The organism is Xanthomonas arboricola (assembly GCF_002940665.1).
Lineage (GTDB): Bacteria > Pseudomonadota > Gammaproteobacteria > Xanthomonadales > Xanthomonadaceae > Xanthomonas > Xanthomonas arboricola_B.
The window spans coordinates 247,255-272,858 of record NZ_MIGY01000002.1; the positions used below are offsets into that span (position 1 = coordinate 247,255).

Here is a 25,604-nt window from a genome sequence, read left to right on the forward strand (position 1 = left end):
ACGTCATTGCCAATGCATCAGAACGCCAGCCAGATCGATAATGCGTGAAGGGCAAGCCCGATCAGTCCACCCACCAACGTTCCATTGAACCGAATGTATTGCAGATCGCGTCCAACACCCAATTCCAATTGTTCGACGAGGTGACGTTCGTCCCAACTTTTCATCGTCGATGCAATGTGGTCGGTCACCGATGCGCGCAAGCGCGTGGTGAGTTTGTCGGCAGCCTGCAGCATGTGCTGGTTGAGCGCTTCACGTAGCGAGGGATCCTGCGACAGGGCCTGGCCGAGCGATTGCATGGAGCGCTCCATGTGCGCAGCCATCGACGATTCCTCACGTGCCAGGTCGTTGCGCAACGCATCGCGAATCTCGCCCCACAGACCTTGCACGTAGTCCTGCAAGGCCGGATGTTCGATCGCGCGCTGCTTGAGTTCTTCCACGCGCTCGGCCATTGCCGGCTCGTCGCGCAGACGCGCGATGTAGCGTTGCAGCCATGCTTCATAGTCGAGCCTGATTGGATGCTCGGGCGTCTTGAGGATGTCCTGCAACTCCTCGATCGCCGCACGCGCCATGCGGTCGGCCAGGCTGTCGCCGATCTCTTCGATCGGTTTGACCCAGTTCACCGTGCCGACCAGCTTGGGCCACTCCCGCCGCGCATAGCGCACGATCAATGCCGAGGCGCGCGTTTTGACCTGTTCCTGATCCAGCCACTGGCCCAGGCGCAACAGCACCTCGTCCAGCAATTTCTGATGCCGGCCATCGGTGGTGAGCAGCGCCATGACATCGCCGACGGTGGCGGCGGCATTCCACTTGCGCAGCCGGTCGACCACGAAGCGCTGGATCGCGCGGCGCACTGCGGCCTCGTCCAGCAGCTCCAGCGCCTGCAGCATCCAGCTGCGCGCCATCTGCGCGAGCATGCGGGCCTGTTCGGGTTTGGCCAGCCATTCGCCCAGGCGGCTGGCCGGGTCGAACACACGCAGTTTTTCCATCAACGCATCCGGTGCGAGGAACTGGTCGCGTACGAAGACCGCCAGGCCATCGGCGAGGCGGTCCTTGCCGCGTGGCAGGATGGCGGTATGCGGAATCGGCAGGCCCATCGGGCGGCGGAACAAGGCCACCACCGCGAACCAGTCGGCCAGTGCGCCGACGGTGGCCGCTTCGCAGAAGGCCGAAACCCAGGCCCAGACGCCTTGTTCGCCCATCAGGTGACTGACGACGAAGCCGGCGAACATGGCCAGCAACAGGGCCACCGCCAACAGCTTCATGCGCTGCAGCTGGGCACGACGGGGATCGACGGGACGGGGAGTGCTGACGCTTGGTTCCATCTGCGCAGTGTACCCAGTCACCGGATCAGGGCATGTCCACGGCGGGCGTGATGGCCCGGTAGCAGCGCGCCTGAGCGCGACGGGGTTACCGGGACAGCCGCGTCGCGCCCGGGTGCACTCCTACGAGCGGTTGCAGCGATCGCGGTTGCCGTTGGCGATAGCGGCCGGTCAATTCTGTTAGGAGCGCGCCTGAGCGCGACGGCGTTACCGGGACAGCCAGGTCGCGCCCGGGTACGCTCCTACGGTGATGTACCGTCTGGCACTCAGCCGCGCAGGCGCTCCAGCTGCGATTGCAGCGCGGTCACCTTGGCCTGCAGTGCGGCGTTTTCGTTTTCCAGTTCGGTGACGCGGCGTTGCAGGGCTTTCACATCGCGGCGCTCGGCTTCGCCGCCTTCGGCCTGGTCGGGCTTGGGTTTACGCTTGGCGTCGCGCACGCGCCTGGCAGCCTGTTTGAGCTCGGCCTTGCCGGCCTGTGCGGCGGCGCGTTGCTCGTCCTCGGACAAGGTGGCCACGGCAGCGGCAGCGCTGATCGAAATCTCGCCGGCCTTGACGGCTTGCACCACTTCCGGGGCGGCCTGTTTGTGGATGCGCTCGATCATCACCACCTGGTTGTTGCTCAGGCGCGCCTCGCGCGCCAGCTCGGCGCGGCTGACCGGAGTGGAGATCTCTTCCCATGGCGGGCTGTCGCTGTCCACGGCGGCCTGCGCGGGGCCCTGGTCGATGCCGTTGGCCGCCTGGTCATCGTCGGCAAGCGCCGGCGCTTCGGTCGCGGCGTCGGCATCGCGCTGGCTGCGCTGGCGCGCAGCCAGGATCTCGCGCTTGCGCAGCGCCAGCACGCCACGCTGGAAGTCCGACACGCTGCGCCGGCCCAGGTGCTGCTCGATCATCCACAGGTGCACGTCCTGCATCGACTGGAAGCGCGGGTTCTGCACGGTCTGGAACGGCAGGTCGTGCTTCCGGCAGATGCCGTAGCGGTTGTGGCCATCCACCAGCACATCGCCCCACAGCACCAGCGCATCGCGGCAGCCCTCGGCCAGCAGGCTGCGTTCCAGTGCCTCGTGCTCGTCGGGCGTCAGCGGGTCGATGTAGGCCTGGAGTTCTTCTTTGACGACGATGTTCATGCGGCAACTGCGGGGAAGTGCGGGGCCGGCATTGTAGTGAGCCTGCTGCGGCTTTGCGCGCTTGACCGCGCTGCGCGCGGGCGTTACGCGCGGGCGCCTGTGCGCTCGTCGTCAGGCGGTGCTGCGCAGGATCGTTCTGCGGCCCATACATGAAGGCATCGTGGATCGCATCGGCCACCAGCACCGCACCCATCGGCACCGTGCCACTGGTCAGCTTCTTGGCAGCGGTGATCAAATCGGGCGGTTGGCGGTGAACGGCATCCAGAACGCGTCCAGTTGCGTAGGTGCCTGCAGCGCGTACGCGGCATCGTGAGGTGGGGGTCGTGCATGGCGGACCTCGTCGCTGGGGATCATTCGACTGTACGGCCTCGGCGCGTCGGCCCTCGCCCCGGCGAAGTGCGACGGCGACCACGATGTGCGGAGCTGCACATGCCGGTCGGCATGGACTAGTCAATTAGTCGCAGCGTCGGCCGCTAAGCTCTCGAAACGCCTGGTGACGCATGCATTGACGGGTTTTTTCGACCGGCTGCGGGGCGCGCCAAAGCATTGCAAAGATTCAGCGATCGCCGATGATGCGCAGAGCAGTGCCAGGGACGCCTGGTAGCCGCTGCTGCCCTTATCGCAACACGTCGATCGATCGCAGCCATCAATCGTAGTCGGGACCATGGAGCCTGCTGCGCACAGTCGTCTTGTCAGGCGCGCCGGACACACTTCTTCATACTTCTTTGGGGAACGGGAATGACACAAGAGTCCACCGTGGCGAGCGCCAACGGCGCAGACGCCGGCCTGCTGTCCAAGGAGCGCATCGTTGCGCGTCCGGGCTTCAATCGTTGGTTGGTACCGCCGGCGGCACTGGCGATCCACCTGTGTATCGGCATGGCCTACGGCTTCAGCGTGTTCTGGTTGCCGCTGTCCAAGGCGCTGGGCATCACCGAAGCGATCGCCTGCCCGGCCGACATGGGCCTGTTCGCGCGCATGGTCGCCACCACCTGCGACTGGAAGATCAGCGAGCTGCAGTGGATGTACACGCTGTTCTTCGTGCTGCTGGGCTGCTCGGCGGCGATCTGGGGCGGTTGGCTGGAACGCGCCGGCCCGCGCAAGGCCGGTGTGGTCTCGGCGCTGTGCTGGTGCGGTGGGCTGGTGATTTCGGCGGCCGGCATCCACTTCCACCAGATCTGGATGCTGTGGCTGGGCTCGGGCGTGATCGGCGGCATCGGTCTGGGCCTGGGCTACATCTCGCCGGTGTCGACGCTGATCAAGTGGTTCCCGGACCGTCGCGGCATGGCGACCGGCATGGCGATCATGGGCTTCGGTGGCGGCGCGATGATCGGCAGCCCCCTGGCCGATGCGCTGATGCGCCACTTCGCCACGCCGACCTCGGTGGGCGTACTGGAAACCTTCCTGGTGATGGCGGCGCTGTACTTCGTCTTCATGATGGCCGGCGCGTTCGGCTACCGCGTGCCGCCGAGCGGCTGGGCGCCGGCCGGCTGGAGCGCGCCGGTGGCCAGCAACAACGCCATGATCACTGCCCATCACGTGCACGTGAGCAGGGTCTGGGGCATCCCGCAGTTCTGGCTGCTGTGGGGCGTGCTGTGCCTGAACGTGTCGGCCGGTATCGGCGTGATCGGCATGTCCTCGCCGATGCTGCAGGAAGTCTTCGGCGGCCGGTTGATCGGGGTGGAGGTCGGCTTCGGCAGCCTGAATGCGGCGCAGCTGACCAGCATCGCGGCCATCGCGGCAGGTTTTACCGGCCTGCTCAGCCTGTTCAACATCGGCGGCCGCTTCTTCTGGGCCAGCATGTCCGACAGGCTCGGCCGCAAGAACACCTACACGCTGTTCTTCGTGCTGGGCATCTGCCTGTATGCAGCCGCGCCGTCGGCCGGCGGCGTGGGCGGAATCGCGTTGTTCGCCGGCATCTTCTGCATCATCGTGTCGATGTACGGCGGCGGTTTCGCCACCGTTCCGGCGTATCTGGCCGACCTGTTCGGCGCCCAGATGGTGGGCGCCATCCACGGCCGCCTGCTGACCGCCTGGGCCACCGCCGGCATTCTTGGTCCGGTGGTGGTGGGCTACATGCGTGAGTACCAGCTGGCTCAAGGCAGCCCGCCGTCACAGGTCTACAACACCACCATGTACATCCTCGCCGGCATGTTGGTGCTCGGTCTGATCTGCAACCTGTTGGTGCGTCCGGTGGCCGCGCGTCACTTCATGACGCCCGACGAACTGGCGCGCGAGAAGCGGCTGGCGCACGAGAAGGCGGACCACGGCGGCAACGTGGTGCTGCCGCCGGAGCAGATGGAGCGTATCGGGCATGGCGGCAATCCGGCACTGGTCGCGCTGGCCTGGCTGGCGGTCGGTGTGCCGATGTGCTGGGGCATCTGGGTCACGCTGCAGAAAGCCTCCGTGTTGTTCCACTGAGTTATTCCACTGAGATGAGATGACTACTCCGTCTTCCCGTTCCGTACGCCCGGGCAGCGTGGTGCGCACGGTGGTCCGCCACCGCGGCGGCCGCAACGCCACGGTGCAGGACTTGGTGGCGGCCGAAATGCCGGTGGCGTTCAACTACAACGGTGTGCCGTTCGCGGTGATGATGGCCACGCCGGAGGACCTGGAGGATTTCGCACTCGGGTTCTCGCTGAGCGAGGGCATCGTCGAGCATCCGCAGGACTTGCGCGTGGTGGCGGTGGAGACGTTTCTGGAAGGCGTCTGGTTGCAGATCGAGATCCCGCCCGACCGGGCCGCTGCACTGGACCGGCGGCGCCGCAATCTGGATGGCCGCAGCGGTTGCGGAGTGTGCGGCAACGAGTCGATCGAGGCCGTGCTGCGTGTGCCGCCCTTGCTGCAGTCGTCGCTGCAGATCGATGTGGCGGCGTTGGCCCGCGCACTGGACGCGCTGCATGCACAGCAGCCGATCGCCGCGCAGACCGGCGCGGTGCATGCCGCCGGCTGGGCCGACCCACAAGGTGTATTGCGCTATGTGCGCGAAGACGTGGGCCGGCATAACGCGCTCGACAAGCTGATCGGCGCCCTGGCGCGCGCGCGCGTCGATGCATCGCGAGGGTTTGCAGTGGTGACCAGCCGCGCCAGTTACGAAATGGCCATGAAAGCCGCGCAGGCGCGGATTCCGCTGCTCGCAGCGATATCGGCACCGACCGCGCTGGCAATCAGCCTGGCCGATAGTACGGGACTGACCCTGATTGGGTTTGCCCGCGATCACGATTGTGTCGTTTACAGCCATCCGCAGCGCCTGGACCTGGGCGCCGTCGTGGGAGAGCCCGCATGAGCAAGAAGACCATCCAGCAATACGACAACCCCGCCGGCGGCTGGGGCGCATTGCGCTCGGTCGCCAAGCACCTGATGGAACAGGACATCGCGGTGCAGGGCGCCAAGACCCTGCTGCATGCCAACCAGCCGGACGGTTTCGACTGCCCCGGCTGCGCCTGGCCCGACCGCGATCACACCTCCACCTTCGAGTTTTGCGAGAACGGCGCCAAAGCCGTCGCGGCCGAGTCCACTGCGCGCCGCGCCGGGGCGGAGCTGTTTGCCTCGCACAGCGTCAGCCTGCTGTCGCAGTACAGCGATTACTGGCTGGAAGGGCAGGGCCGTCTGACCCAGCCGATGCGTTACGACGCCGCCACCGATCATTATGTGCCGGTGAGCTGGGACGAGGCGTTTGCGCAGATCGCCGCGCACCTCAATGGGCTGGCGTCGCCGGACGAGGCGATCTTCTACACGTCCGGGCGCACTAGCAACGAAGCGGCGTTTCTGTATCAACTGTTCGTGCGCGAGTTCGGCACCAACAACTTCCCCGACTGCTCCAACATGTGCCATGAGCCGTCCGGCATTGCGCTGCGTTCGCAGATCGGCGTAGGCAAGGGCACGGTGTCGCTGCACGATTTCGAACTGGCCGATGCGATCTTCATCTTCGGTCAGAATCCGGGCACCAATCACCCACGCATGCTCGGCGAGTTGCGTCAGGCCTCCAAGCGCGGCGCGGCGATCGCGGTATTCAATCCGCTGCGCGAGCGCGGCCTGGAAAAGTTCGCCGATCCGCAGGACAAGCTGGAGATGCTGCACAACGGCTCCACCCGCATCGCCTCGGATTATTTTCAGCTCAAGATCGGCGGCGATCTGGCCGCGGTCAAGGGCATCATCAAGCATGTGCTCGAGCGCGATGCACAGGCCCAGCGCGATGGCACGCCACGCCTGCTGGATCTGGAATTCATCGACGCCCACACCGCCAACTCCGACGCCTTCGCTGCCGAGGTGCATGGCGAATCCTGGGACACCATTGTCGAAGAGTCCGGGCTGGACGAGGCGGCATTGCGCAAGGCCGGCGAACTCTATCTCAACGCCGGGCGCGTGATCGCCTGTTGGGGCATGGGCATCACCCAGCACAAGCATTCGGTGGCCACCATCCACATGATCACCAACCTGCTGTTGCTGCGCGGCCATCTGGGCCGTCCCGGTGCGGGCGTGTGCCCGGTGCGCGGACACAGCAACGTGCAGGGCGACCGTACGATGATGATCTACGAAAAACCGCCGGCCGCCTTCCTGGACAAGTTGCAGACGCTGTTCGGGTTTGCGCCGCCGCGCGAAGACGGTTTCGACACCGTCGGTGCGATCGAGGCGATGCTGGACGGGCGCGGCAAGGTGTTCTTTGCGATGGGCGGCAACTTTGCCGCCGCCACGCCGGATACGGATGCCACGCATCGCGCGCTGCGCAATTGCCAATTGACCGTGCACGTCACCACTAAACTCAATCGCAGCCATCTGGTGCATGGGCGCGCTGCGCTGATCCTGCCGTGCCTGGGCCGTACCGAAATCGACATCCAGCACGCCGGCTCGCAAGGCGTGACGGTGGAAGATTCGATGAGCATGGTGCACCTGTCGGCCGGCATCAACCCGCCGGCCTCGCCGGAGCTGCTGTCCGAACCGGCGATCGTGGCGCGCCTGGCCGAGGCGACGCTGGGTACGCGCAGTGCGATCCGCTGGCGTTGGCTGGTGGGCGATTACGACCGCATTCGCGACCTGATCGCTCAGGTGTTCCCCGATTTTGCCGACTTCAACCAGCGCGTGCGCGTGCCGGGCGGATTCCGCCTGTCCAACACCGCGCGCGATCGGCAATGGGTGACGCCCGAAAAGCGCGCGGTGTTCAAACCGCACGCGGTGCCGACCGACAACCCGATCCATCGCGCACGCCGCAGCCACGCCGGGCAGATGGTGTTTACGCTGGCCACCACACGCTCGCACGATCAATACAACACCACTATCTACGGGTTGGACGACCGCTATCGCGGCGTGTTCGGCGAGCGCCGGGTGCTCTTCATCAATGGTGCGGACATCGCCGCGTTGAACATGAAGCCTGGCGATTGGGTGGATCTGGAGAGTCTGTGCGAGGACGGCGTGCATCGCCAGGCGCGCCGCTTCCTGCTGGTGGACTACAACATTCCGCGCGGCTGTCTGGCGGCGTATTACCCGGAAACCAATGCGTTGGTGCCGCTGTCCAGCTTTGCCGACGAAGCGCGTACGCCGACGTCCAAGTCGATTCCGGTAATCGTGCTGCCGCATCGCGCCGAAACCGCAGATGTGGCGCCGCGCGACATCGGAGCAGTGCTTGTCCGCTGATCCGCAGCTCACCGCGTTGTTGCTTGACACGTTGGCCGATACGCCCGAAGGCGTGTCGCTGGCGCGCCTGTGCAAGCAACTGGGCGTGCGCATGAGTGTGCTGCTGCGCACCCTGGCGTGGCTGGGCAGTGCCAGTCTGGACGGTCAGCCTGGTCCGGGCTGGATCCGGGTGGAAGACCGCGGCGAGCGCCAACTCGCGGTGCTGACGGATGTCGGGCTGGCAGCACATGCGCAACATGCAATGACGCAAACGCCCCAAGGCGACTGAGCAACTTGCTGGTTCTTCCCGGCTGCTTCACTCCCACCGGAAGCTGGTCGGACGCACCGTGATCCGAACGACACGCGCCATGCGCTACTCGCAACCACATACACCGACGATCTCGATGGCTCCTTGCCCGCCCACCGTCGCGGGGCTCTTACGCGGCATGGATGCCGCGTAAGAGCCTACAAGGACGTACTTGCGGCGTGTCCTGCGATGGTGGGCGGGCGAGGGCCCCGCAGCAGAGTCGCAGACCTGACGCTCTGCAAGCGATCTATCAGCCACTCCAAGACCCGCCGAGCTCTTGATCGTGGCGCCGTTATGGAGGCAGTCAAACGCTTGAGTCAAAAGCCTGGTTGGTTGGGCGTGCGGTGTCCTCACCGCTTGCGGGACACGCCGTGAATCCGTCCGTGGAGGCTCCTTGGCGGCATCCATGCCGCCAAGGGTCCCGCAACCGGCAAGGACACCGCACCAGAGAGTTGGCCGGCTGTTCTCCTCAAAGCTTATTTCTCGGCTTGCGGTGGGAAGATGAGACGTTTGTAGGTCGCGTGTTGAAAGCCTGCCTGTTGCTCGGCCTGCATCGGGAGCTGATCGGGCGCAACGTGATCCGAACAACGCGTATCACGCACTGCTCTTAACTGCGCACACCGACCATCTCGACTGGTCCTTGTCCGCCACCGTCGCGGGCTCTTACGCGGCATGGATGCCGCGTAAGAGCCTACACGGACGTACTTGCGGCGTGTCCTGCGGTGGTGGGCGGACGAGGGCTCTGCAACCAAGCCGCAGATCATTCGCTCTACAAATAATCTATCAACACTGTCCGGCGACTCCAAAGCAACCGAGATTCCGAAAGACATGAGGCTGTCATACCTGCAAAGGCAAGCAGTCACGGTTGTAACTTTTTGCAGGTCGATTGGTCTGCGCAAACCGTTGCTGCAATCTGCCAGAATCGGCCGTCTTGTCTTGTCTGGATACCGATCAACGATGACTGCCGCCGCGCCGCTTGCTGCTCCCATCAATTCGCCTGCGCGCGTGCTGTTCGCCAGTCTGATCGGCACCACCATCGAGTTCTTCGATTTCTATATCTACGCCACCGCTGCGGTGCTGGTGTTCCCCACGCTGTTCTTTCCGGCGGGCGATGGCAGTGCGGCGATGCTGCAGTCGCTGGCGACCTTTGCGGTGGCCTTTGTCGCGCGCCCGGTGGGCTCGGCGGTGTTCGGCCATTTCGGCGACCGGATCGGACGCAAGGCCACCCTGGTGGCCGCGCTGCTGACGATGGGCCTGTCCACCGTGGCGATCGGCTTGCTGCCCAGCTACGCCCAGATCGGCGTGTTCGCCCCTGCGCTGCTGGCGCTGTGCCGCTTTGGCCAGGGCCTGGGCCTGGGCGGCGAGTGGGGCGGGGCCGTGCTGCTTGCCACCGAAAATGCACCGCCCGGCAAGCGCGTGTGGTACGGCATGTTTCCGCAGCTGGGTGCGCCGCTGGGCTTTCTGCTGTCCACCGGCACCTTTCTCGGCATGGGTGCGGTACTCGACGATGCGCAGTTCATGCAATGGGGCTGGCGGGTACCGTTTCTGGCCAGCGCGTTGCTGGTGCTGACCGGCCTGTGGGTGCGCCTGAGCATCACCGAGACGCCGGATTTCCAGAAGACCCTGGACCACAAAACGCGTGTGCGCCTGCCCTTGGGTACGGTGATCTCGCAGCACTGGCCGGCGCTGATCATCGGCACGCTGGGCGCGTTCGCCACCTTCGTGCTGTTCTACCTGATGACGGTGTTCGCGCTGGGCTACGGCACCAAGGCCTTGGGCTACGACAAGGAGCAGTTCTTGTTGTTGCAGATGGCCGGTATCGTGTTTTTCGCAATCGGTATCCCGCTCTCGGCCAGGTTCGGCGACCGACATGGCGCGCCGCTGGCGATGATGCTGGCCAGTGTTGCGATCGTCGCGTTCGGGTTGGCATTCGCGCCGCTGTTTCAGGCCAATCACCCGCTGCAGGTACTGGCATTTTTGGGGCTGGGATTCTTCTTCATGGGCCTGACCTACGGCCCATGCGGCACGTTGCTGGCCGAGTTGTATCCCACCGAAGTGCGCTACACCGGTGCCTCGCTGTCGTTCAACCTGGCCAGCATTCTGGGCGCGGCACCGGCGCCGTACGTGGCCACGCAACTGGCCGCGCGCTACGGTGTGCAGGCGGTGGGGCACTACCTGGGCGGTGCGGCGGTGCTGAGCCTGCTGGCGTTGGTAGTGGCCCGCAGATCGCGTCGCCGAGCTGGCGTTTGAAGGCACGCGCGGACCGCGTCATCGCTACGGCAGATCGCGCCCGGGTGCGCTTCCACGAAACTGCCTGCGTCTGCGCGGAACGAGGTGCTCGGGCCCTGGTCCAGGTCGTGCGTGCATTGACGCACCGTCGTGTTGGCGGTGCCGGTCTGCCGATCCATGGGAACGTGCCTGCGCGATGGAGCGCTACCGGCACTGCCTGTCGCGCGCAAGCACGCGCCTGTGCCGGCGTGAGCGCTAGCGGAACAGGCGCCTGAGCGTGCGTCCCAGCCAGTTGCCGTGCTGGTGGCTGCGCGCGAACTGGTCCAGATGCGCGATCACCTGCGGCGCATAGGCCTGGTCGTCGCCGCGGATGTGGTTGAACAACCAGCGCGAGAGCATGCTGCGGAGTTCGTCGCTGACGTCTTCGCCGGCCTGGAACCGCAGCCGGTAATCGCCGACGCGTTTGCCGAAGACCTCGTGCACGCGCTTGTGCACCAGGCTGAAGGGGTAGCCGGCTTCCTCCATCAGTTCTTCTTCGAAGGCAAAGTGCGACAGCGTGTAGTCGATCAATTCGTCGATCACCTCGGCCACTGCCAGGCGTTGCAGGCTGGCTTGCGCTGCATGCAGATGATTGATCATTTCCACGATGCGCCGGTGTTGGTGATCGATGACTTCGATCCCGGTGTTGAGGTCGTCCTGCCAGACCAGCAAAGCCATCGTTCGCCCTTGTTCCCTACGATGAGGGCACGATAGGCGCGCGCGCTCGCCAGCGCGTTGATCTGGATCAAATCCGGCCGCGGCGCGCGGGCGGCGTCCGCGCTGCTGGGCGATGCGGTGTTGCCGGCGATAGCGCCGGATCGGGCACGCTGCCAGCCGTGCAGCGCGCGAGCCTGCGGCAGTCAGTTGGCCAGACGTACCTGGTTGCGACCACCGGCCTTGGCCAGGTACAGATACTTGTCCGCTTCGCCCAGCAGATGGTGCAGCGACTGGCCGTCTTCGGTGGCGATGCACACGCCGATGCTCACCGTCATGCTGAGGGTTTCGTCGCCGATCCGCACGCGCAGCGCGCTGATGCGTTCGCGCAGGGTTTCGAAGTAACTGGCGGCGTTGTCGGCATCCAGCCCAGGGACCAGCAGGCAGAATTCTTCGCCGCCGAAACGTGCCACCAGATCCTGTGGCCGCGCGTGACTGGAGACTGATGCGGCCACTGCCCGCAGCGCCTGGTCGCCAGCTTCGTGGCCCCAGGTGTCGTTGATGTGCTTGAAATGGTCGATGTCCAGCATTGCCGCAGTGACCGTCTGGTCCTGCGACATCAAGGTCGGGATCACCCGCTGGCTTTGTTCGAGGAAATAGCGCCGGTTGGGCAAGCCGGTCAGGAAATCGCGAGTGGCCAGGTCCTGCAGCGTGCCAATCAATTCCAGCTGGTCCACATTCTGCGACACGCGGCAGAAGAACTCTTCGCGCGAAAACGGCTTGCGCAGGAAATCGTTGGCGCCATTTTTCAGGAAGCGCGGGATCAGCGACGAGTCGCTTTTGCCGGAGATGCCGATCACGGCGACCTTGTCGCGCGAACGGACCGCACGCAGCCTGCGGGTGAATTCCACCCCTTCCATGCCGGGCATTTCCTGGTCGACGATGGTCAGGCGGATATCGGGATCGCGCTCGATCGCCTGCAGGCCGGCTGCACCGTCCGCTGCCAGCACCACGCGGTAGCCGTACATCGACAGCAACGCGGCCGCATAGGTGCGGGCGGACAAGGAATCGTCCACCACCAGCGCCGCGATGCGGCGGTTGCGCTCCAGGCGCTGCACCAGCCACGCCAGATATTCGATGCTGCCGGGCGCGTTCTTGAGGACGTAGTCGATGATCTGCTTCTGCAGCACGCGCTGGCGCAGATCCTCGTCGTAGACGCCGCTGACCACCACGGTGGGCAGTTTGCGCGAGAGGAAAAATTCCACGACCTTGTCGCGGTCGCCATCCACCAACACCAGGCCGGTCAGAACCAGAAACCAGCCGTCTTCTTCGTCGAGCACACGGGCGGCTTCTGCCAGGGTCGACACGACCGTGACCGGCAGCTCCACGCGTTGCTCGATGGCTTCGCGCAGCATGCTGGTGAAGGTGCGCGAATTCTCCACCAGCAACACGCGTTGCGGCAGGACTGCGCTTTCACTATTGCGATGTAGGGTACCTGGGGGCATCGGCTGGCCGTGCGGATCGAACCGTCCTACCCGCTAACGGCCCTGCTCGCCAAAACTTGAGCGCCGCGTCTCAACGTGTCCAAGACAGCAGTTGGTTCACCACAACGCATCGCGTAACCGGTACCAGCTCATCGCGGCCACCAGCAGCGGCGTGCGCAGCAGGCGCCCACCGGGGAAAGGCCGATGCCGAATGCGCGCGAACACATCCAGCCGTCGGCTCTGGCCGGCGATGGCCTCGGCGATGACCTGGCCGGCCAGGCCGGTGGCGGCGACGCCATGCCCGGAGAATCCCTGGGCGAAATAGACGTTGGACGCCAGCCGGCCCCAATGCGGGGCGCGATTGCGCGAGATGTCCACGTCGCCGCCCCACAGCGTTTCCAGCGGCACGTCGTGCAGCTGAGGGAAGACCGTGTGCATGCGTCGGGTCATCAGCCGATCCAGGCCGGGCGGCGGACGCGCGGAATAACTGGCGCGTCCGCCGAACAGCAGCCGGTGGTCGGCGCTGAGCCGGTAATAGTCCAGTGCCCGGTTGGTGTCGGCGACCGCCATGTCGTTGGCGATCAGCGCGCGCGCGCGGGCCTGGCCCAACGGCGGCGTCGCGCCGACATAGGTGCCGACCGGCATGATGCGGCGTTCCAGCGCTGTGGCAATGTCGTGCAGCAGGGCGTTTCCGGCGATCACGCCGAACTCGGCGCTGACGCTGCCCTGGTCGGTCTGCATCGTCACGCGCTCGCCGTGTTCCAGCCGGGTAACCGCCGAGCCCTCGTGGATGCGTACGCCTGCCGCCAGCGCTGCGCGTGCCAGGCCCAGTGCATAGGCCAGCGGATGCAGATGGCCGCTGGCCGGGTCGAACATCGCACCCAGGTAGAGCGGGCTGTCCAGCACCTGCCGCGTCTGCGCGCGGTCCCACCATTCCAACGGATAGTCGTAGCGCTCGGCCATGCGCACGATGCCGTGCTGCAGGGCCTGCACCTGGCGCGGTTTCAGTGGCACATGGGCGTGACCGTCGCGCCAGTCGCAGGCGATGGCGTGGCGTGCGATGCGCGCGCGCAGCAAGCGCATGCCGTCGCGCGAGAAGTCGAACAGCAGCCGCGCGTCGGCATCGCCGACCAGCGCTTCCAGGGTTTCCTGCTCGCAGCCGTAGCCGACGATGGCCTGGCCGCCATTGCGTCCGGAGGCGCCCCAGCCGACGCGCCTGGCTTCCAGCACGATGACCTTGTAGCCGGCCTCGGCCAGGGCAAGCGCGGCGGTGAGGCCGGTGTAGCCGGCGCCGAGGATGCAGACATCGGCACGTTGGGCGCCCTGCAGGTGTGGTTGCTCCGGCAAGGCCGGCGTGCTGCGGGCGTACCAGCTGTCGGGATAGCCATTGCCCCGCGGATCGGCAGGCCTTAGCCATGTGGCCGGGCCGTCCATCACACGATCCGCAGGTACCAGGCGTAGTCCAGATCCGGCACCAGCGCCTGGTAGTCGAGCAGCTCGCGTTGTTTCTGCCGTCCGAACACGTGCTGGAACTGGCTGCCGAACTGCGCGCCGACAAAGTCGCTGGCGCCGAATGCATCCACCGCGGCCTGCCAGGTACGCGGCCGGAAGACCGATTGCGCGTAGGCATTGCCGGTGACTGGCGCGCTGGGCTCGCAGGGATGTTGCAGGCCGTCCAGCAGGGCGGCGAGCATGGCAGCGGCGGCCAGGTACGGGTTGGCATCGGCGCCGGCGATGCGATGCTCGATGCGGGTATTGCGGGCATCGCTATGCGGGATACGCAGCGCCACGGTGCGGTTGTTGAAACCCCAGCTCGCATCCAGCGGCACGAAGGCGTTGCTGACGAACCTGCGGTAACTGTTGGCGTGCGGCGCGAACAGCAGCAGCGAGGCATCGGCGTGCCGCTGCAGGCCGGCGATGGCATGGCGCAGGCGGTTGGCGGGTGCATCGACGCTGCCGGCAAATACATTGTGCCCGTCGATATCGAGCAGGCTCACGTGCAGGTGCAGGCCGCTGCCGGCCTGGCCGGGAAACGGCTTGGCCATGAAGCTTGCGAGCTTGCCCTGCTGTTGCGCGATCGCCTTGATGGTGCGCTTGAGCAGGATCGCCTCATCGCAGGCGGCCACTGCATCGGTGCGATGCTGCAGGTTGATTTCGAACTGGCCGGGCGCATATTCGGCCACGGCGGTGTCGGCCGGGATGCCTTGCAGGCGGCAGGCGGCAGTCACCGCATCGGTAAACGCACGCTGGTCGTCCAGGTCCTGCAGCGAATACACCTGGGTGCTGTCGCTGCGCTCACCGGTCTGCGGATCGCGCGGCGTCTGCGGGCGTCCTTGCGCATCGGGTACCGCATCGAACAGGTAGAACTCCAGTTCCACTGCAATGACCGGGGTCAGGCCGACTGCGGCAAAGCCGTGCAGCACGCGCTGCAATACCGCACGCGGTGCGACCTCGAACACGCCGCCGTCCGGCTGATGCATCGCCAGCAGCAGCTGCGCCATCGGCCGCGGTGCCCACGGCACGGGGCGCAGCGAACCTGCGATGGGCCGGCAGACGCGATCGGCATCGCCGATCGCATAGCCCAGCCCGGTTTCCTCGACGGTGTTGCCGGTGATGTCGGTGGCGATCAGCGACATCGGCAGGCACACGCCATCGCGATAGACCTTGCCCAGGACCTCGGCTGTCACACGTTTGCCGCGCAGCACGCCATTGGTGTCGGGCAACAGCAGATCGACCGCTTCGCAGCCATCGATACGCGCCAGCGTGGCGGCATCGGCGGCGGGCAAGCACGCGACGGAGTTCTCGGAAGCCATGGGCACCACCTGCAAGGTCGCCGCTCAGACTAGCAAAGCACAGGTGATCTTTCGCGGCGTGCGCCTGTCGCCCCTGGCAATGCTGGTGGCCGCACGGTAAGTTCGCAGGCATCCTCGACGCACCCCATCGACCCATGGCGAACACACGCTGACGCGTCGTCGCGGTCGGAGGGATGCAGGTGACGCGCAAGACGCCAGCAGCGCGCCGATAGGTGGCGCGCACACTGCCCACGCTTGGCCTGATGGCGAGCGCGCGCGTGATGCAGCAGCGTTCAACCGGGAGATCCGCATGGCTGTCGTTCCACTGGTCGGGTTGCCGACCGATCGCATCCAGCAAGGGCCGCATCCGTTTCTGGCCACCGGCGAGAAGTACATCCGCGCGGTGGTGGACGCGGCCGGCGCAATGCCGGTGCTGTTGCCGAGCCTGCAACCCACGCTGGATGCGCGCGCCTGGCTGGATCGCCTGGATGGCCTGTTGCTGACCGGTGCGGTGAGCAATGTCGAGCCGCATCACTACAGCGACGAGCCGAGCTGGGAGGGCAATCCGCACGACCCGGCGCGCGATGCCACCAGCCTGGGGCTGATTCCGCAGGCACTTGCGCGTGGCCTGCCGGTGCTGGCGATCTGCCGCGGGCTGCAGGAGGTCAACGTGGCGCTGGGCGGGCGCCTGCACCAACGCGTGCATGACGTGCCCGGTCTGCTTGATCACCGCGAAGACCGTGCCGCGCCGCTGGACACGCAGTACGGCCCGGCGCATCCGGTGCAGCTGCATGCCGGCGGCCTGCTGGCAAGCATGAGCGGCAGCGCGCAGGTCGCGGTGAACTCGCTGCACGGGCAGGGCATTGCGCGCTTGGCCGACGGCTTGGCGATCGAAGCCACCGCGCCGGATGGCCTGATCGAAGCCTTTCGCGGCTCCGGGCCGGGCTTTCTGCTCGCGGTGCAGTGGCATCCTGAGTGGCGTGTCACGCAGCATCCGTTTTACCGTGCCATCTTTCAGGCCTTCGGCGAGGCCTGTCGCCAGTATGCCGCCCGACGCGGTCAGTGAGGTTGCATGTCCATCCGCACACGTTCGCGCATCTCCAGGCCCAAACAGCCCGAGAGCGCGCTGCGCCGCTGGCTCAAGGAGCGCCACATCACCGAGGTCGAATGCCTGGTGCCGGACATCACCGGCAACGCACGGGGCAAGATCATCCCGGCGGACAAGTTCTCGCACGACTATGGCACCCGCCTGCCGGAAGGCATCTTCGCCACCACCGTCACCGGCGATGTCCCGGACGATTACGACGAGCTGACCTCGCCATCGGATTCGGACATGCATCTGCGCCCGGATGCGTCCACCGTGCGCATGGTGCCGTGGGCGGCCGACCCCACCGCGCAGGTCATCCACGATTGCTACACCAAGGACGGGCAACCGCATGAGCTTGCCCCGCGCAATGTGCTGCGGCGGGTGCTGGACGCGTATGCCGAGGCCAGGCTGCAACCGGTCGTGGCGCCGGAGCTGGAGTTCTTCCTGGTGCAGAAGAACACCGATCCGGACTTTCCGTTGCTGCCGCCGGCCGGGCGCTCGGGTCGCCCGGAGACTGCGCGGCAATCGTATTCGATCGATGCGGTCAACGAGTTCGACCCGATCCTGGACCTGATGTACGACTACTGCGATGCGATGGAATTGGACGTGGATACGCTGATCCATGAATCCGGCGCCGCGCAGCTGGAGGTCAACTTCACCCACGCCGACGCGCTTTCGCGCGCCGATCAGGTGTTCCTGTTCAAGCGCACCATGCGCGAGGCCGCGTTGCGGCACGGCGTGTATGCGACGTTTCTGGCCAAACCGATGGAGACCGAGCCGGGCAGTGCGATGCATATCCATCAAAGCCTGCTGCATGCAGGCACCGGCAAGAACGTGTTCAGCGGCAAACGCGAAGGCGGCTTCAGCGATACCTTCGCGCAGTATCTCGGTGGCCTGCAGAAATACATCCCGATGGCGATGGGATTGCTGGCGCCCAACGTCAATTCCTACCGGCGGCTGATGTTCGGCGAGGTGTCGCCGAGCAATGTGCTATGGGGCTTCGACAATCGCACCTGCGGGCTGCGTGTGCCGATCGATGTACCGCAGAACATGCGGGTGGAAAGCCGCTTTGCGGGCTCCGATGCCAATCCATATCTGGCGATGGCGGCGACCCTGGCCTGCGGCTTGCTCGGCATCCGCGAGAGGCTCGAACCGACCGCGCCGATCAGCAGCAACGGCAAGCAGCAGGGCTACGGTCTGCCACGCTCGCTGGGCGAGGCGCTGGACGGACTGGAGGGCTGCGAGGCCTTGCAGGAAATGCTGGGGCGGCGCTTCGTGCGCGCCTACATTTCGGTCAAGCGCAAGGAATACGAGACGTTCTTCCGGGTGATCAGCTCGTGGGAGCGGGAGTTCCTGTTGTTGAATGTGTGAGACGCGTGCGCTCCGCGCCGCTCGCCGCGCCGTTCCCTTCTTCCCTCGGGAGAAAGTGCCCGAAGGGCGGATGAGGGTGCGTTGTGCGGTAATGGTCGAGACCCGAGTGCATTGCAGGCGTCCGATGCGTTTCGCGCCAGCTGCTTTTTGCAGCGCCACTGCGCTCGCGCCACTGGCGTGAGCCACCTTCCGGAGCAAGCCGTGCACCCCACTGTGTTGAAGTCCTTGCAGCAACTCGATGCCGCCCATCACCTGCATCCGTTCAGCGACAACGCTGCATTGGCCGGCAAGGGCACGCGCATCCTGACCCGCGGGCAGGGCGTGTATGTCTGGGACGCGCAGGGCAACAAACTGCTGGATGCCTTCGGCGGGTTGTGGTGCGTGAATGTCGGCTACGGGCGCACCGAGCTGGCGCAGGCCGCGGCGCGGCAGATGGAACAGCTGGCCTACTACAACAGCTTCTTCCAGTGCACCACCGAACCCACCATCCATCTGGCCGCCAAGCTGGCGGAGCTGACGCCGGGCGATCTGAACCATGCCTTCTTCGCCAACTCCGGGTCGGAGGCCAACGACACCATCCTGCGGCTGGTACGGCATTTCTGGGCGGTGCAGGGGCAGCCGCAGAAACGCATCTTCATCGGCCGCCACGATGGCTATCACGGCACCACCATGGCCGGTGCCAGCCTGGGTGGCATGCAAGGCATGCACCGGCAGGGTGGCTTGCCGATTCCGGATATTGACCATATCGCACCGCCGTATCACTTTGGCGATGGCGGGGAGATGGACCCCGAGGAGTACGGGCTGCTGGCGGCGCGTCGGCTCGAGGACAGGATTCTGCAGCTCGGGCCGCAACACGTGGCGGCGTTTATCGGTGAACCGATCATGGGCGCGATCGGGGTGTACATCCCGCCGCACAGCTACTGGCCGGAAATCGAACGCATCTGCCGGCGCTACGACGTGCTGCTGGTGGCCGACGAGGTGATCTGCGGGTTCGGGCGTACCGGAGCCTGGTTCGGTGCGGATTATTTCGGCTTCCAGCCCGACGTGATGACGCTGGCCAAGGGCATCACCTCCGGCTACATCCCGTTGGCGGCGGCGATGTTCAACGATCGCGTGGCCGGGGTGCTCAAGGCGCAGGGCGGGGAGCTGGCGCATGGCGGCACCTATGCGGGGCATCCGGTCTGTGCGGCGGTGGCGCTGGAGAATCTGCGCCTGCTGCAGGACGAAGGCATCGTGGAAACCGCGCGCACCCGGATCGCACCGTATCTGGCGCAACGCTGGGCCGAGCTGGGCGAGCACCGGCTGGTCGGGGAGGCGCGTATCGCCGGCCTGGTCGGGGCACTGGAACTGGTGCCGGACAAGCGCCGGCGCGGGGTCTATTTCCCCGAACGCGGTCGGGTCGGCGCGATGTGTCGCGATTTCGCGTTGCGGCGCGGGCTGATCCTGCGTGCCACTTACGATGCGATGCTGCTGTCGCCGCCGTTGATCATCACCTGCGAACAGGTCGACGAGCTGTTCGACAAGGCCTGGGCGGCGCTGGACGATACCGCGCAGGCGCTGGGCATCGGTGCGGCGTAAACCCTGCCAGTGCACCTCAAGCGGCTTCCGATCGCACGCGCATGTTTAAAGGCGGCTGGCATGCGCGACTCCGACAGCGGCCGCGCGCGCCTGCCGTGCGTATATGGATGGCGTCCGCCACGCCGCGCTGTGCAAACACAAACACCATGGGTAGGCTGGACCTTCGGCCGGCCACACACCGGACGCCCTGATCGCGCTGCTCTGGAGACCCGCATGACGCTGCGACTGCTTGCCCTGACGCTGTCCACCACGTTGCTGGCCGCCTGCGGTGGCAGCAATGCACCCGGCAGTGCCGACGCGCAGGCAAAGGTGCTCAATGTCTACAACTATTCGGACTACATCGCCGAAGACACCATTCCCGCATTCGAAAAACGCACCGGCATCCAGGTCACCTACGACGTCTTCGACAGCGACGAGATGGTGGAAACCAAGCTGCTCGCCGGCGGCAGCGATTACGACGTGGTGGTGCCCACGCTCAACTTCTTCGGTCGCCAGATCCAGGCCGGCGTGTTCCTGCCGCTGGACAAGAGCAAGATCCCCAATCTGGCCAATCTGGACCCGGACATCATGCGGCGCATCGCCGCGCAGGATCCGGGCAACGTTTATGGCGTGCCATACATGATCGGCACCACCGGCATCGGCTACAACGTGGACAAGCTCAAGGCCATCTTCGGCAGCACCGAGGTCGCCGACAGCTGGGATCTGGTGTTCAAGCCGGAAAACCTGTCCAAATTGCAGGACTGCGGCGTGACCATGCTGGATACGCCCTCGGATCTGATTCCCATTGCGCTCAATTATCTGGGCCTGGATCCGCACAGCAGCGTGCCGGCCGAGATCGAGAAGGCCGCCGCGCTGATCAAGACGATCCGCCCGTATGTGCAGAACTTTCATTCCAGCCAGTACGTGACCTCGCTGGCCAACGGCAACACCTGCCTGGCGGTGGGCTGGTCGGGCGACGTCATCCAGGCGCGCGACCGTGCGGTGGAAGCCGGCAACGGCATTAAGGTGGCGTATGCGATTCCGAAGGAGGGCGCGCCGCAGTGGTTCGACATACTGGCCATTCCCAAGGACGCCAGACATCCCCACAACGCCTATGCCTTCATCAACTATCTCTTGAAGCCGGATGTCGCCGCGGCCAACAGCAACTTCATCCACTACGCCAACCCGGTGCGCACCGCCACGCCGCTGGTGGACGCGGCGATCCGCAACGACCCCACCATCTACCCGCCGCCGCAGGTGACCGCCAAGATGTTCACCTATGCGATCAATCCGCCGGAGGTGGATCGCCTGTATACGCGGCTGTGGACCGAGATCAAGACCGGTCGCTGACGGCCGCAGTTGTTCCTGCAGCCCTGTACGGGCGCCTGCCAGGCGCCCGCTCATAAGAGCGCCTAACAAGACCACTGCGCAGCCGCCAGGCGCGCGCGGCCGGTGCCCGGATCGGCATGTCCCACTCGTACTCCGGTTCTGAGCGCGCCGTCTGCACCCCTGACGACTGCTCGCTAGGTGTTGTCAGCCGCTCTTCGTCATAGCGCACGCTGACTGCGGTCGTCACGCAATCTGTACCGGACGGTTCAAATAATTGTATGGTTGTGCCGCCTTCGCCGGGCCGCTGATGCGGCACGTCGTCGCGCGCGCCTCGCCCACGACACAGGACGCCTCACCTTGAGCAACCACGACCAGCAGTCCAACGACGGCCAGCCTTCGGGCACGGATGCGCAAGCCACCGGCGCGCACGACGAGCAGGAGCCGCCCAAGCCCTCGCCGTTGAAGAATCCCAAGGTCAAATGGACGCTGATCGTGATCGGGGTGCTGGTGCTGGTGCTGCTGGTGATCTGGCTGGCCTACTACCTGATCAAGGGCCGCTACATGCAGGACACCAACAATGCCTACCTGCAGGCCGATTCGGTGGCCGTGGCGCCGCGGGTCAGCGGCTACGTGACCAAGGTGATGGTGGGCGACAACCAGATCGTGGAAGCCGGCCAACCGCTGCTGCAGATCGATGGGCGCACCTATCAGGCGACCCTGCAGCAGGCCGAAGCCGCGATCGCCGCGCGCCAGGCCGATATCGCCGCGGCCACCGCCAATGTGTCCGGGCAGGAGTCGGCGCTGGTGCAGGCGCGCAGCCAGGTGACCTCGGCGGCGGCAAGCCTGAGGTTCGCTCAGGCCGAAGTGAAGCGCTTCGCCCCGTTGGCCGCCTCTGGCGCCGACACGCACGAGCATCAGGAAAGTCTGCAGCACGAACTGCAACGCGCACGTGCCCAGCACGAGGCCGCGCAGGCGCAGGCTAAGGGTGCGCAGAGCCAGATCCTGGCCAGCAACGCGCAGCTGGAACAGGCCCAGGCCGGCCTAAAGCAGGCCACCGCCGATGCCGACCAGGCCCGCGTGGCGGTGGAAGACACCCTGTTGACCAGCCGCATCCACGGTCGCGTCGGCGACAAGACGGTGCAGGTCGGTCAGTTCCTCGGTGCGGGTACCCGCACCATGACCATCGTGCCGCAGGAATCGCTTTACCTGATCGCCAATTTCAAGGAAACCCAGGTCGGCCTGATGCGTCCCGGCCAGCCGGCCGAGATCGAGGTCGATGCCTTGTCGGGCGTCAAGCTGCACGGCAAGGTCGAGAGCCTGTCGCCCGGTACCGGCTCGCAGTTCGCACTGTTGCCGCCGGAAAATGCCACCGGCAACTTCACCAAGGTGGTGCAGCGCGTGCCGGTGCGCATCCGCGTGCTGGCCGGCGACGAGGCGCGCAAGGTGCTGGTGCCGGGCATGTCGGTTGAGGTCACCGTGGACACGCGCTCGGCCAAGGACGCCAAGCAACGGGCCGAGGAGGAATCCGATCGCGTGCAGGCGCAGGAGCGCGCGCGATGAATGCAACGGCAGCCACCGGCCAGCGTGCCGGCGGCAGCGCGCAGCGCGAGAAGGCCGAGCCGGGCGCATGGCTGGCGGTGCTGGCCGGCACCATCGGTTCGTTCATGGCGACGCTGGACATCTCCATCGTCAATGCGGCGCTGCCCACGATCCAGGGCGAGGTCGGCGCCAGCGGCACGGAAGGCACCTGGATCTCCACCGCGTATCTGGTTGCCGAGATCATCATGATCCCGCTGACCGGCTGGTTCGTGCGCACGCTGGGCCTGCGCAATTTCCTGCTGATCTGCGCAGTGATGTTCACCGCCTTTTCGGTGGTGTGCGGACTGTCCACCTCGTTGACGATGATGATCATCGGCCGCGTTGGGCAGGGTTTGGCGGGTGGCGCGCTGATTCCGACCGCGCTGACCATCGTCGCCACGCGCCTGCCGCCCAGTCAGCAGACCATGGGCACCGCACTGTTCGGCATGACCGTGATCATGGGCCCGGTGATCGGCCCGCTGCTCGGCGGCTGGCTCACCGAAAACGTCAGCTGGCACTACGCGTTCTTCATCAACGTGCCGATCTGCGTGGGCCTGGTGGCCTTGCTGCTGCTTGGCCTCAAGCATGAAAAAGGCGATTGGGCCGGCCTGCTCAATGCCGACTGGCTGGGCATCTACGGTCTGACCGCCGGTCTGGGCGGACTCACCGTGGTGCTGGAAGAAGGCCAGCGCGAGCGCTGGTTCGAATCCAGCGAGATCAACACGCTGAGCGTGATCGCGCTGAGCGGGTTCATTGCATTGGTGATTTCGCAATTTCGCCGCCGCGCGCCGGTGATCCGGCTGTCGCTGCTGCTGCATCGCAGCTTCGGCGCGGTGTTCGTCATGATCATGGCGGTGGGCATGATCCTGTTCGGCGTCATGTACATGATCCCGCAGTTCCTGGCGGTGATCTCCGGCTACAACACCGAGCAGGCCGGCTATGTGCTGCTGCTGTCCGGGCTGCCGACCGTGCTGCTGATGCCGATGATGCCCAAGCTGCTGGACGTGGTGGACGTGCGCATCCTGGTGATTGCCGGGCTGATCTGTTTTGCCGCGGCGTGCTTCGTCAATCTGTCGCTGACCGCCGACACGGTCGGCACGCATTTCGTCGCCGGCCAGTTGTTGCAGGGCTGCGGCCTGGCGCTGGCGATGATGTCGTTGAACCAGGCGGCCATTTCCTCGGTACCGCCCGAATTGGCCGGCGATGCGTCAGGCCTGTTCAACGCCGGCCGCAACCTTGGCGGCTCGGTCGGGCTTGCGCTGATCTCCACCTTTCAGGAGCGCCGCATGACCTTCCATACCGAAACCATCGGCAGCGCGATCACCGCAAATTCCTCGCGCGCGCAGGATTTTCTGTCCGGCCTGACCATGCAGATGCAGGGCAGCGCCGGCGGCGAGGCGGCCATTCGCTCGGTCGCGCAGCTGGCGCGCCTGGTGCAGCAGCAGGCGCTGGTGATGACCTATAGCGATCTGTTCTGGATTTTCGGCGTGATCGTGGTCTGCACGATTCCGCTGGCCTTTTTGCTCAAGCCGTTACCCAAGGGGGCGCACCTTGCAATGCACTGATTCCATGCGCCCGATCCGCATGCCCCTGGCCGCGACACTGAGCGTGGTCCTGCTCGGCGGCTGCATGCTCGGCCCGAACTACACCAAGCCCCCGACAGTGGCCGACGCGGCGGTGCAGGCGCCGGCGCTGCATCGCGCAGCTGGCGCCGACGTGGTCGCCGCCGCGCCATTGAATCATTGGTGGGAGGAACTGCAGGATCCGACCCTCACCCGGCTGGTCACCCAGGCCCTGGCCGACAGTCCCAACCTGCGTGCGGCGCAGGCGCGGTTGCGCGCCAATCGCGCACTGGCCAGCCAGCGCCGTGCCGAGCGCCTGCCCAAGCTCAACGCCAGTGCGATGTATGCGTATGCCGAGCCGCCGCAGACCATCGTCGATACGCTGGGCGGCTTGCAGAACAGTCAGAATGGGCAGCCACCGGCACAGGGCAGCGAGGCGCTGGATCTGGAAAAGACCCAGATCTACAGCGCCGGTTTCGATGCCAGCTGGGAGCTGGATGTCTTCGGCCGCCGCCGTCGCGCCGCCGAAGGCGCCCTGGCACAGGCGCAGGCCTCGGAAGCCGAGCTGGCCGATGCGCAGGTGCAGCTGGCGGCCGAAGTGGGGCAGGTGTACCTCAACTACCGCGGCTTGCAGGCGCGGCTGGCAATTGCCGATGCAAATCTGGACAAGATCGGGCAGACCTTGCGCCTGACCCAGCAGCGCCGCGAACGTGGTGCGGCCTCGGACCTGCAGGTCGAACAGATCGCCACGCAAGTGCAGCAGCAACAGGCGCAGCGCCTGCCGCTGGAAATGCAGTCGCAGGAAGCGCTGGACCAGCTTGCGCTGATGGTGGGGCGCGAGCCTGGTGCGCTGGATGCGCAGTTGAGCGCGCCGCGGCCGTTGCCGATGCTGCCCGCGCAGGTACGTGTGGACGATGCCGGCGCCTTGATCCGTCGCCGCCCCGATGTGCGCAAGGCCGAGCGCGAGCTGGCTGCCTCCAGCGCGCAGATCGGCGAGGCATTGAACGGGTATTTCCCGCAGGTGAGCCTGTTGGGCGGCCTGAGCTGGGTCGCCGGCTCGCCCAGCGATTTCAATTCCGACGCCTTGACCACACTGGCGGTGCCGATGCTGCGCTGGTCGATCTTCGACTTCGGCCGCACCAAGGCGCAGGTGGAGCAGGCACGGGCCGGCAACGCCGGCCGCGAGGCGGCGTACGAGGGGGCGGTGCTGGCTGCGTTGCAGGATGCCAATTCGGCATTGGCGCGCTTCGGCTCGGCGCGCAAGCAGCTGGTGGTGGCACGCCAGGCCGAAGCCTCGGCCACGCGTTCGGCCGGGCTGATGCAACAGCGGCGCGATGCCGGAGCCACCTCGTCGATCGATCTGCTCGACGTGCAACGCCAGCAACTGTCCGCGCAGGACGCCGCCGCGCAGGCGCAGGTGCAGTTGCTGGTGAATTACGTTGCGCTGCAGAAGAGCCTGGGTCTGGGATGGAGCGCGCCGGTGCGGCAGGCACGCTGATCGGTACCCGTCGCGGCGGGCGTCTGTGCCCCGGTCGCGGTAGGGTGTCTTCCTGCTGCAGACGCTG

General features: G+C 66.0%; 19 protein-coding genes and 1 other RNA gene. 14 read left to right on the plus strand and 6 right to left on the minus strand.

Features of this window, described 5'->3' with window-relative positions:
- Positions 1–17: 17 nt before the first annotated feature.
- Positions 18–1,322, minus strand: coding sequence for a DUF445 domain-containing protein (locus tag XarjCFBP7645_RS07910; protein WP_104537028.1), 1,305 nt, complete (start codon positions 1,320–1,322; stop codon positions 18–20).
- A 263-nt stretch (positions 1,323–1,585) separates the two neighbouring features.
- Positions 1,586–2,443 (minus strand): plasmid replication/partition related protein, encoded by an 858-nt coding sequence (locus tag XarjCFBP7645_RS07915; RefSeq protein ID WP_104537029.1) that lies wholly within the window; start codon positions 2,441–2,443, stop codon positions 1,586–1,588.
- 61 nt (positions 2,444–2,504) lie between these two features.
- Between XarjCFBP7645_RS07915 and XarjCFBP7645_RS21355 the strand changes: the two genes are divergently transcribed.
- The 6 genes from XarjCFBP7645_RS21355 to XarjCFBP7645_RS07945 all read left to right on the plus strand — a co-directional run bounded on the left by XarjCFBP7645_RS21355 (position 2,505) and on the right by XarjCFBP7645_RS07945 (position 10,607).
- Complete coding sequence (locus XarjCFBP7645_RS21355; protein ID WP_146096302.1) at positions 2,505–2,756, plus strand: hypothetical protein; 252 nt, start codon at positions 2,505–2,507, stop codon at positions 2,754–2,756.
- Positions 2,757–3,181: 425 nt separating this feature from the next.
- A complete protein-coding gene (locus tag XarjCFBP7645_RS07920) occupies positions 3,182–4,861 on the plus strand; it encodes an OFA family MFS transporter (protein ID WP_104537030.1) in 1,680 nt (559 codons plus the stop codon).
- A gap of 19 nt (positions 4,862–4,880) precedes the next feature.
- On the plus strand, positions 4,881–5,726 hold the full coding sequence (fdhD, locus tag XarjCFBP7645_RS07925; protein ID WP_104537031.1) for a formate dehydrogenase accessory sulfurtransferase FdhD: 846 nt from the start codon (positions 4,881–4,883) through the stop codon (positions 5,724–5,726).
- Positions 5,723–8,071 carry an FdhF/YdeP family oxidoreductase gene (locus XarjCFBP7645_RS07930; RefSeq protein WP_104537033.1) on the plus strand — a complete coding sequence of 783 codons (2,349 nt, stop codon included), beginning with the start codon at positions 5,723–5,725 and terminating at the stop codon, positions 8,069–8,071. The genes fdhD and XarjCFBP7645_RS07930 overlap by 4 nt, the downstream gene beginning before the upstream one ends.
- Positions 8,061–8,339 carry a hypothetical protein gene (locus tag XarjCFBP7645_RS07935; protein ID WP_181126251.1) on the plus strand — a complete coding sequence of 93 codons (279 nt, stop codon included), beginning with the start codon at positions 8,061–8,063 and terminating at the stop codon, positions 8,337–8,339. Before XarjCFBP7645_RS07930 ends, XarjCFBP7645_RS07935 begins: the two co-directional genes overlap by 11 nt.
- A gap of 975 nt (positions 8,340–9,314) precedes the next feature.
- Complete coding sequence (locus XarjCFBP7645_RS07945) at positions 9,315–10,607, plus strand: MFS transporter (protein WP_104537037.1); 1,293 nt, start codon at positions 9,315–9,317, stop codon at positions 10,605–10,607.
- 234 nt (positions 10,608–10,841) lie between these two features.
- On the opposite strand, the gene XarjCFBP7645_RS07950 is transcribed toward XarjCFBP7645_RS07945, so the two are convergent.
- The 4 genes from XarjCFBP7645_RS07950 to XarjCFBP7645_RS07965 all read right to left on the minus strand — a co-directional run bounded on the left by XarjCFBP7645_RS07950 (position 10,842) and on the right by XarjCFBP7645_RS07965 (position 15,576).
- Positions 10,842–11,303 carry a bacteriohemerythrin gene (locus XarjCFBP7645_RS07950; RefSeq protein ID WP_104537039.1) on the minus strand — a complete coding sequence of 154 codons (462 nt, stop codon included), beginning with the start codon at positions 11,301–11,303 and terminating at the stop codon, positions 10,842–10,844.
- Between the two features lie 182 nt (positions 11,304–11,485).
- Positions 11,486–12,784: a diguanylate cyclase gene (locus tag XarjCFBP7645_RS07955; RefSeq protein WP_181126252.1), complete on the minus strand. Its 1,299-nt coding sequence runs from the start codon at positions 12,782–12,784 to the stop codon at positions 11,486–11,488.
- A 96-nt stretch (positions 12,785–12,880) separates the two neighbouring features.
- Positions 12,881–14,197, minus strand: a complete 1,317-nt coding sequence (locus XarjCFBP7645_RS07960; protein WP_104537043.1) for an NAD(P)/FAD-dependent oxidoreductase — start codon at positions 14,195–14,197, stop codon at positions 12,881–12,883.
- On the minus strand, positions 14,197–15,576 hold the full coding sequence (locus XarjCFBP7645_RS07965; protein WP_104537045.1) for a glutamine synthetase family protein: 1,380 nt from the start codon (positions 15,574–15,576) through the stop codon (positions 14,197–14,199). The genes XarjCFBP7645_RS07960 and XarjCFBP7645_RS07965 overlap by 1 nt, the downstream gene beginning before the upstream one ends.
- Positions 15,577–15,865: 289 nt before the next feature.
- Between XarjCFBP7645_RS07965 and XarjCFBP7645_RS07970 the strand changes: the two genes are divergently transcribed.
- The 8 genes from XarjCFBP7645_RS07970 to XarjCFBP7645_RS08005 all read left to right on the plus strand — a co-directional run bounded on the left by XarjCFBP7645_RS07970 (position 15,866) and on the right by XarjCFBP7645_RS08005 (position 25,537).
- Complete coding sequence (locus XarjCFBP7645_RS07970; RefSeq protein ID WP_104537047.1) at positions 15,866–16,621, plus strand: gamma-glutamyl-gamma-aminobutyrate hydrolase family protein; 756 nt, start codon at positions 15,866–15,868, stop codon at positions 16,619–16,621.
- Positions 16,622–16,627: 6 nt separating this feature from the next.
- Complete coding sequence (locus tag XarjCFBP7645_RS07975) at positions 16,628–18,013, plus strand: glutamine synthetase family protein (protein WP_104537049.1); 1,386 nt, start codon at positions 16,628–16,630, stop codon at positions 18,011–18,013.
- 201 nt (positions 18,014–18,214) lie between these two features.
- Positions 18,215–19,591, plus strand: a complete 1,377-nt coding sequence (locus tag XarjCFBP7645_RS07980; protein ID WP_104537860.1) for an aspartate aminotransferase family protein — start codon at positions 18,215–18,217, stop codon at positions 19,589–19,591.
- Positions 19,592–19,804: 213 nt separating this feature from the next.
- The gene (locus XarjCFBP7645_RS07985; RefSeq protein WP_104537051.1) at positions 19,805–20,920 is read left to right on the plus strand and encodes a polyamine ABC transporter substrate-binding protein; all 1,116 of its coding nucleotides are present in this window, start codon (positions 19,805–19,807) and stop codon (positions 20,918–20,920) included.
- A 116-nt stretch (positions 20,921–21,036) separates the two neighbouring features.
- Positions 21,037–21,109, plus strand: a non-coding RNA gene (locus XarjCFBP7645_RS07990) — sX9 sRNA.
- A gap of 147 nt (positions 21,110–21,256) precedes the next feature.
- A complete protein-coding gene (locus XarjCFBP7645_RS07995; RefSeq protein ID WP_104537053.1) occupies positions 21,257–22,459 on the plus strand; it encodes an HlyD family secretion protein in 1,203 nt (400 codons plus the stop codon).
- Positions 22,456–24,042: an MDR family MFS transporter gene (locus XarjCFBP7645_RS08000; protein WP_104537055.1), complete on the plus strand. Its 1,587-nt coding sequence runs from the start codon at positions 22,456–22,458 to the stop codon at positions 24,040–24,042. The genes XarjCFBP7645_RS07995 and XarjCFBP7645_RS08000 overlap by 4 nt, the downstream gene beginning before the upstream one ends.
- Before the next feature lie 4 nt (positions 24,043–24,046).
- The gene (locus XarjCFBP7645_RS08005; protein ID WP_181126253.1) at positions 24,047–25,537 is read left to right on the plus strand and encodes an efflux transporter outer membrane subunit; all 1,491 of its coding nucleotides are present in this window, start codon (positions 24,047–24,049) and stop codon (positions 25,535–25,537) included.
- The last annotated feature ends 67 nt before the right edge of the window (positions 25,538–25,604 follow it).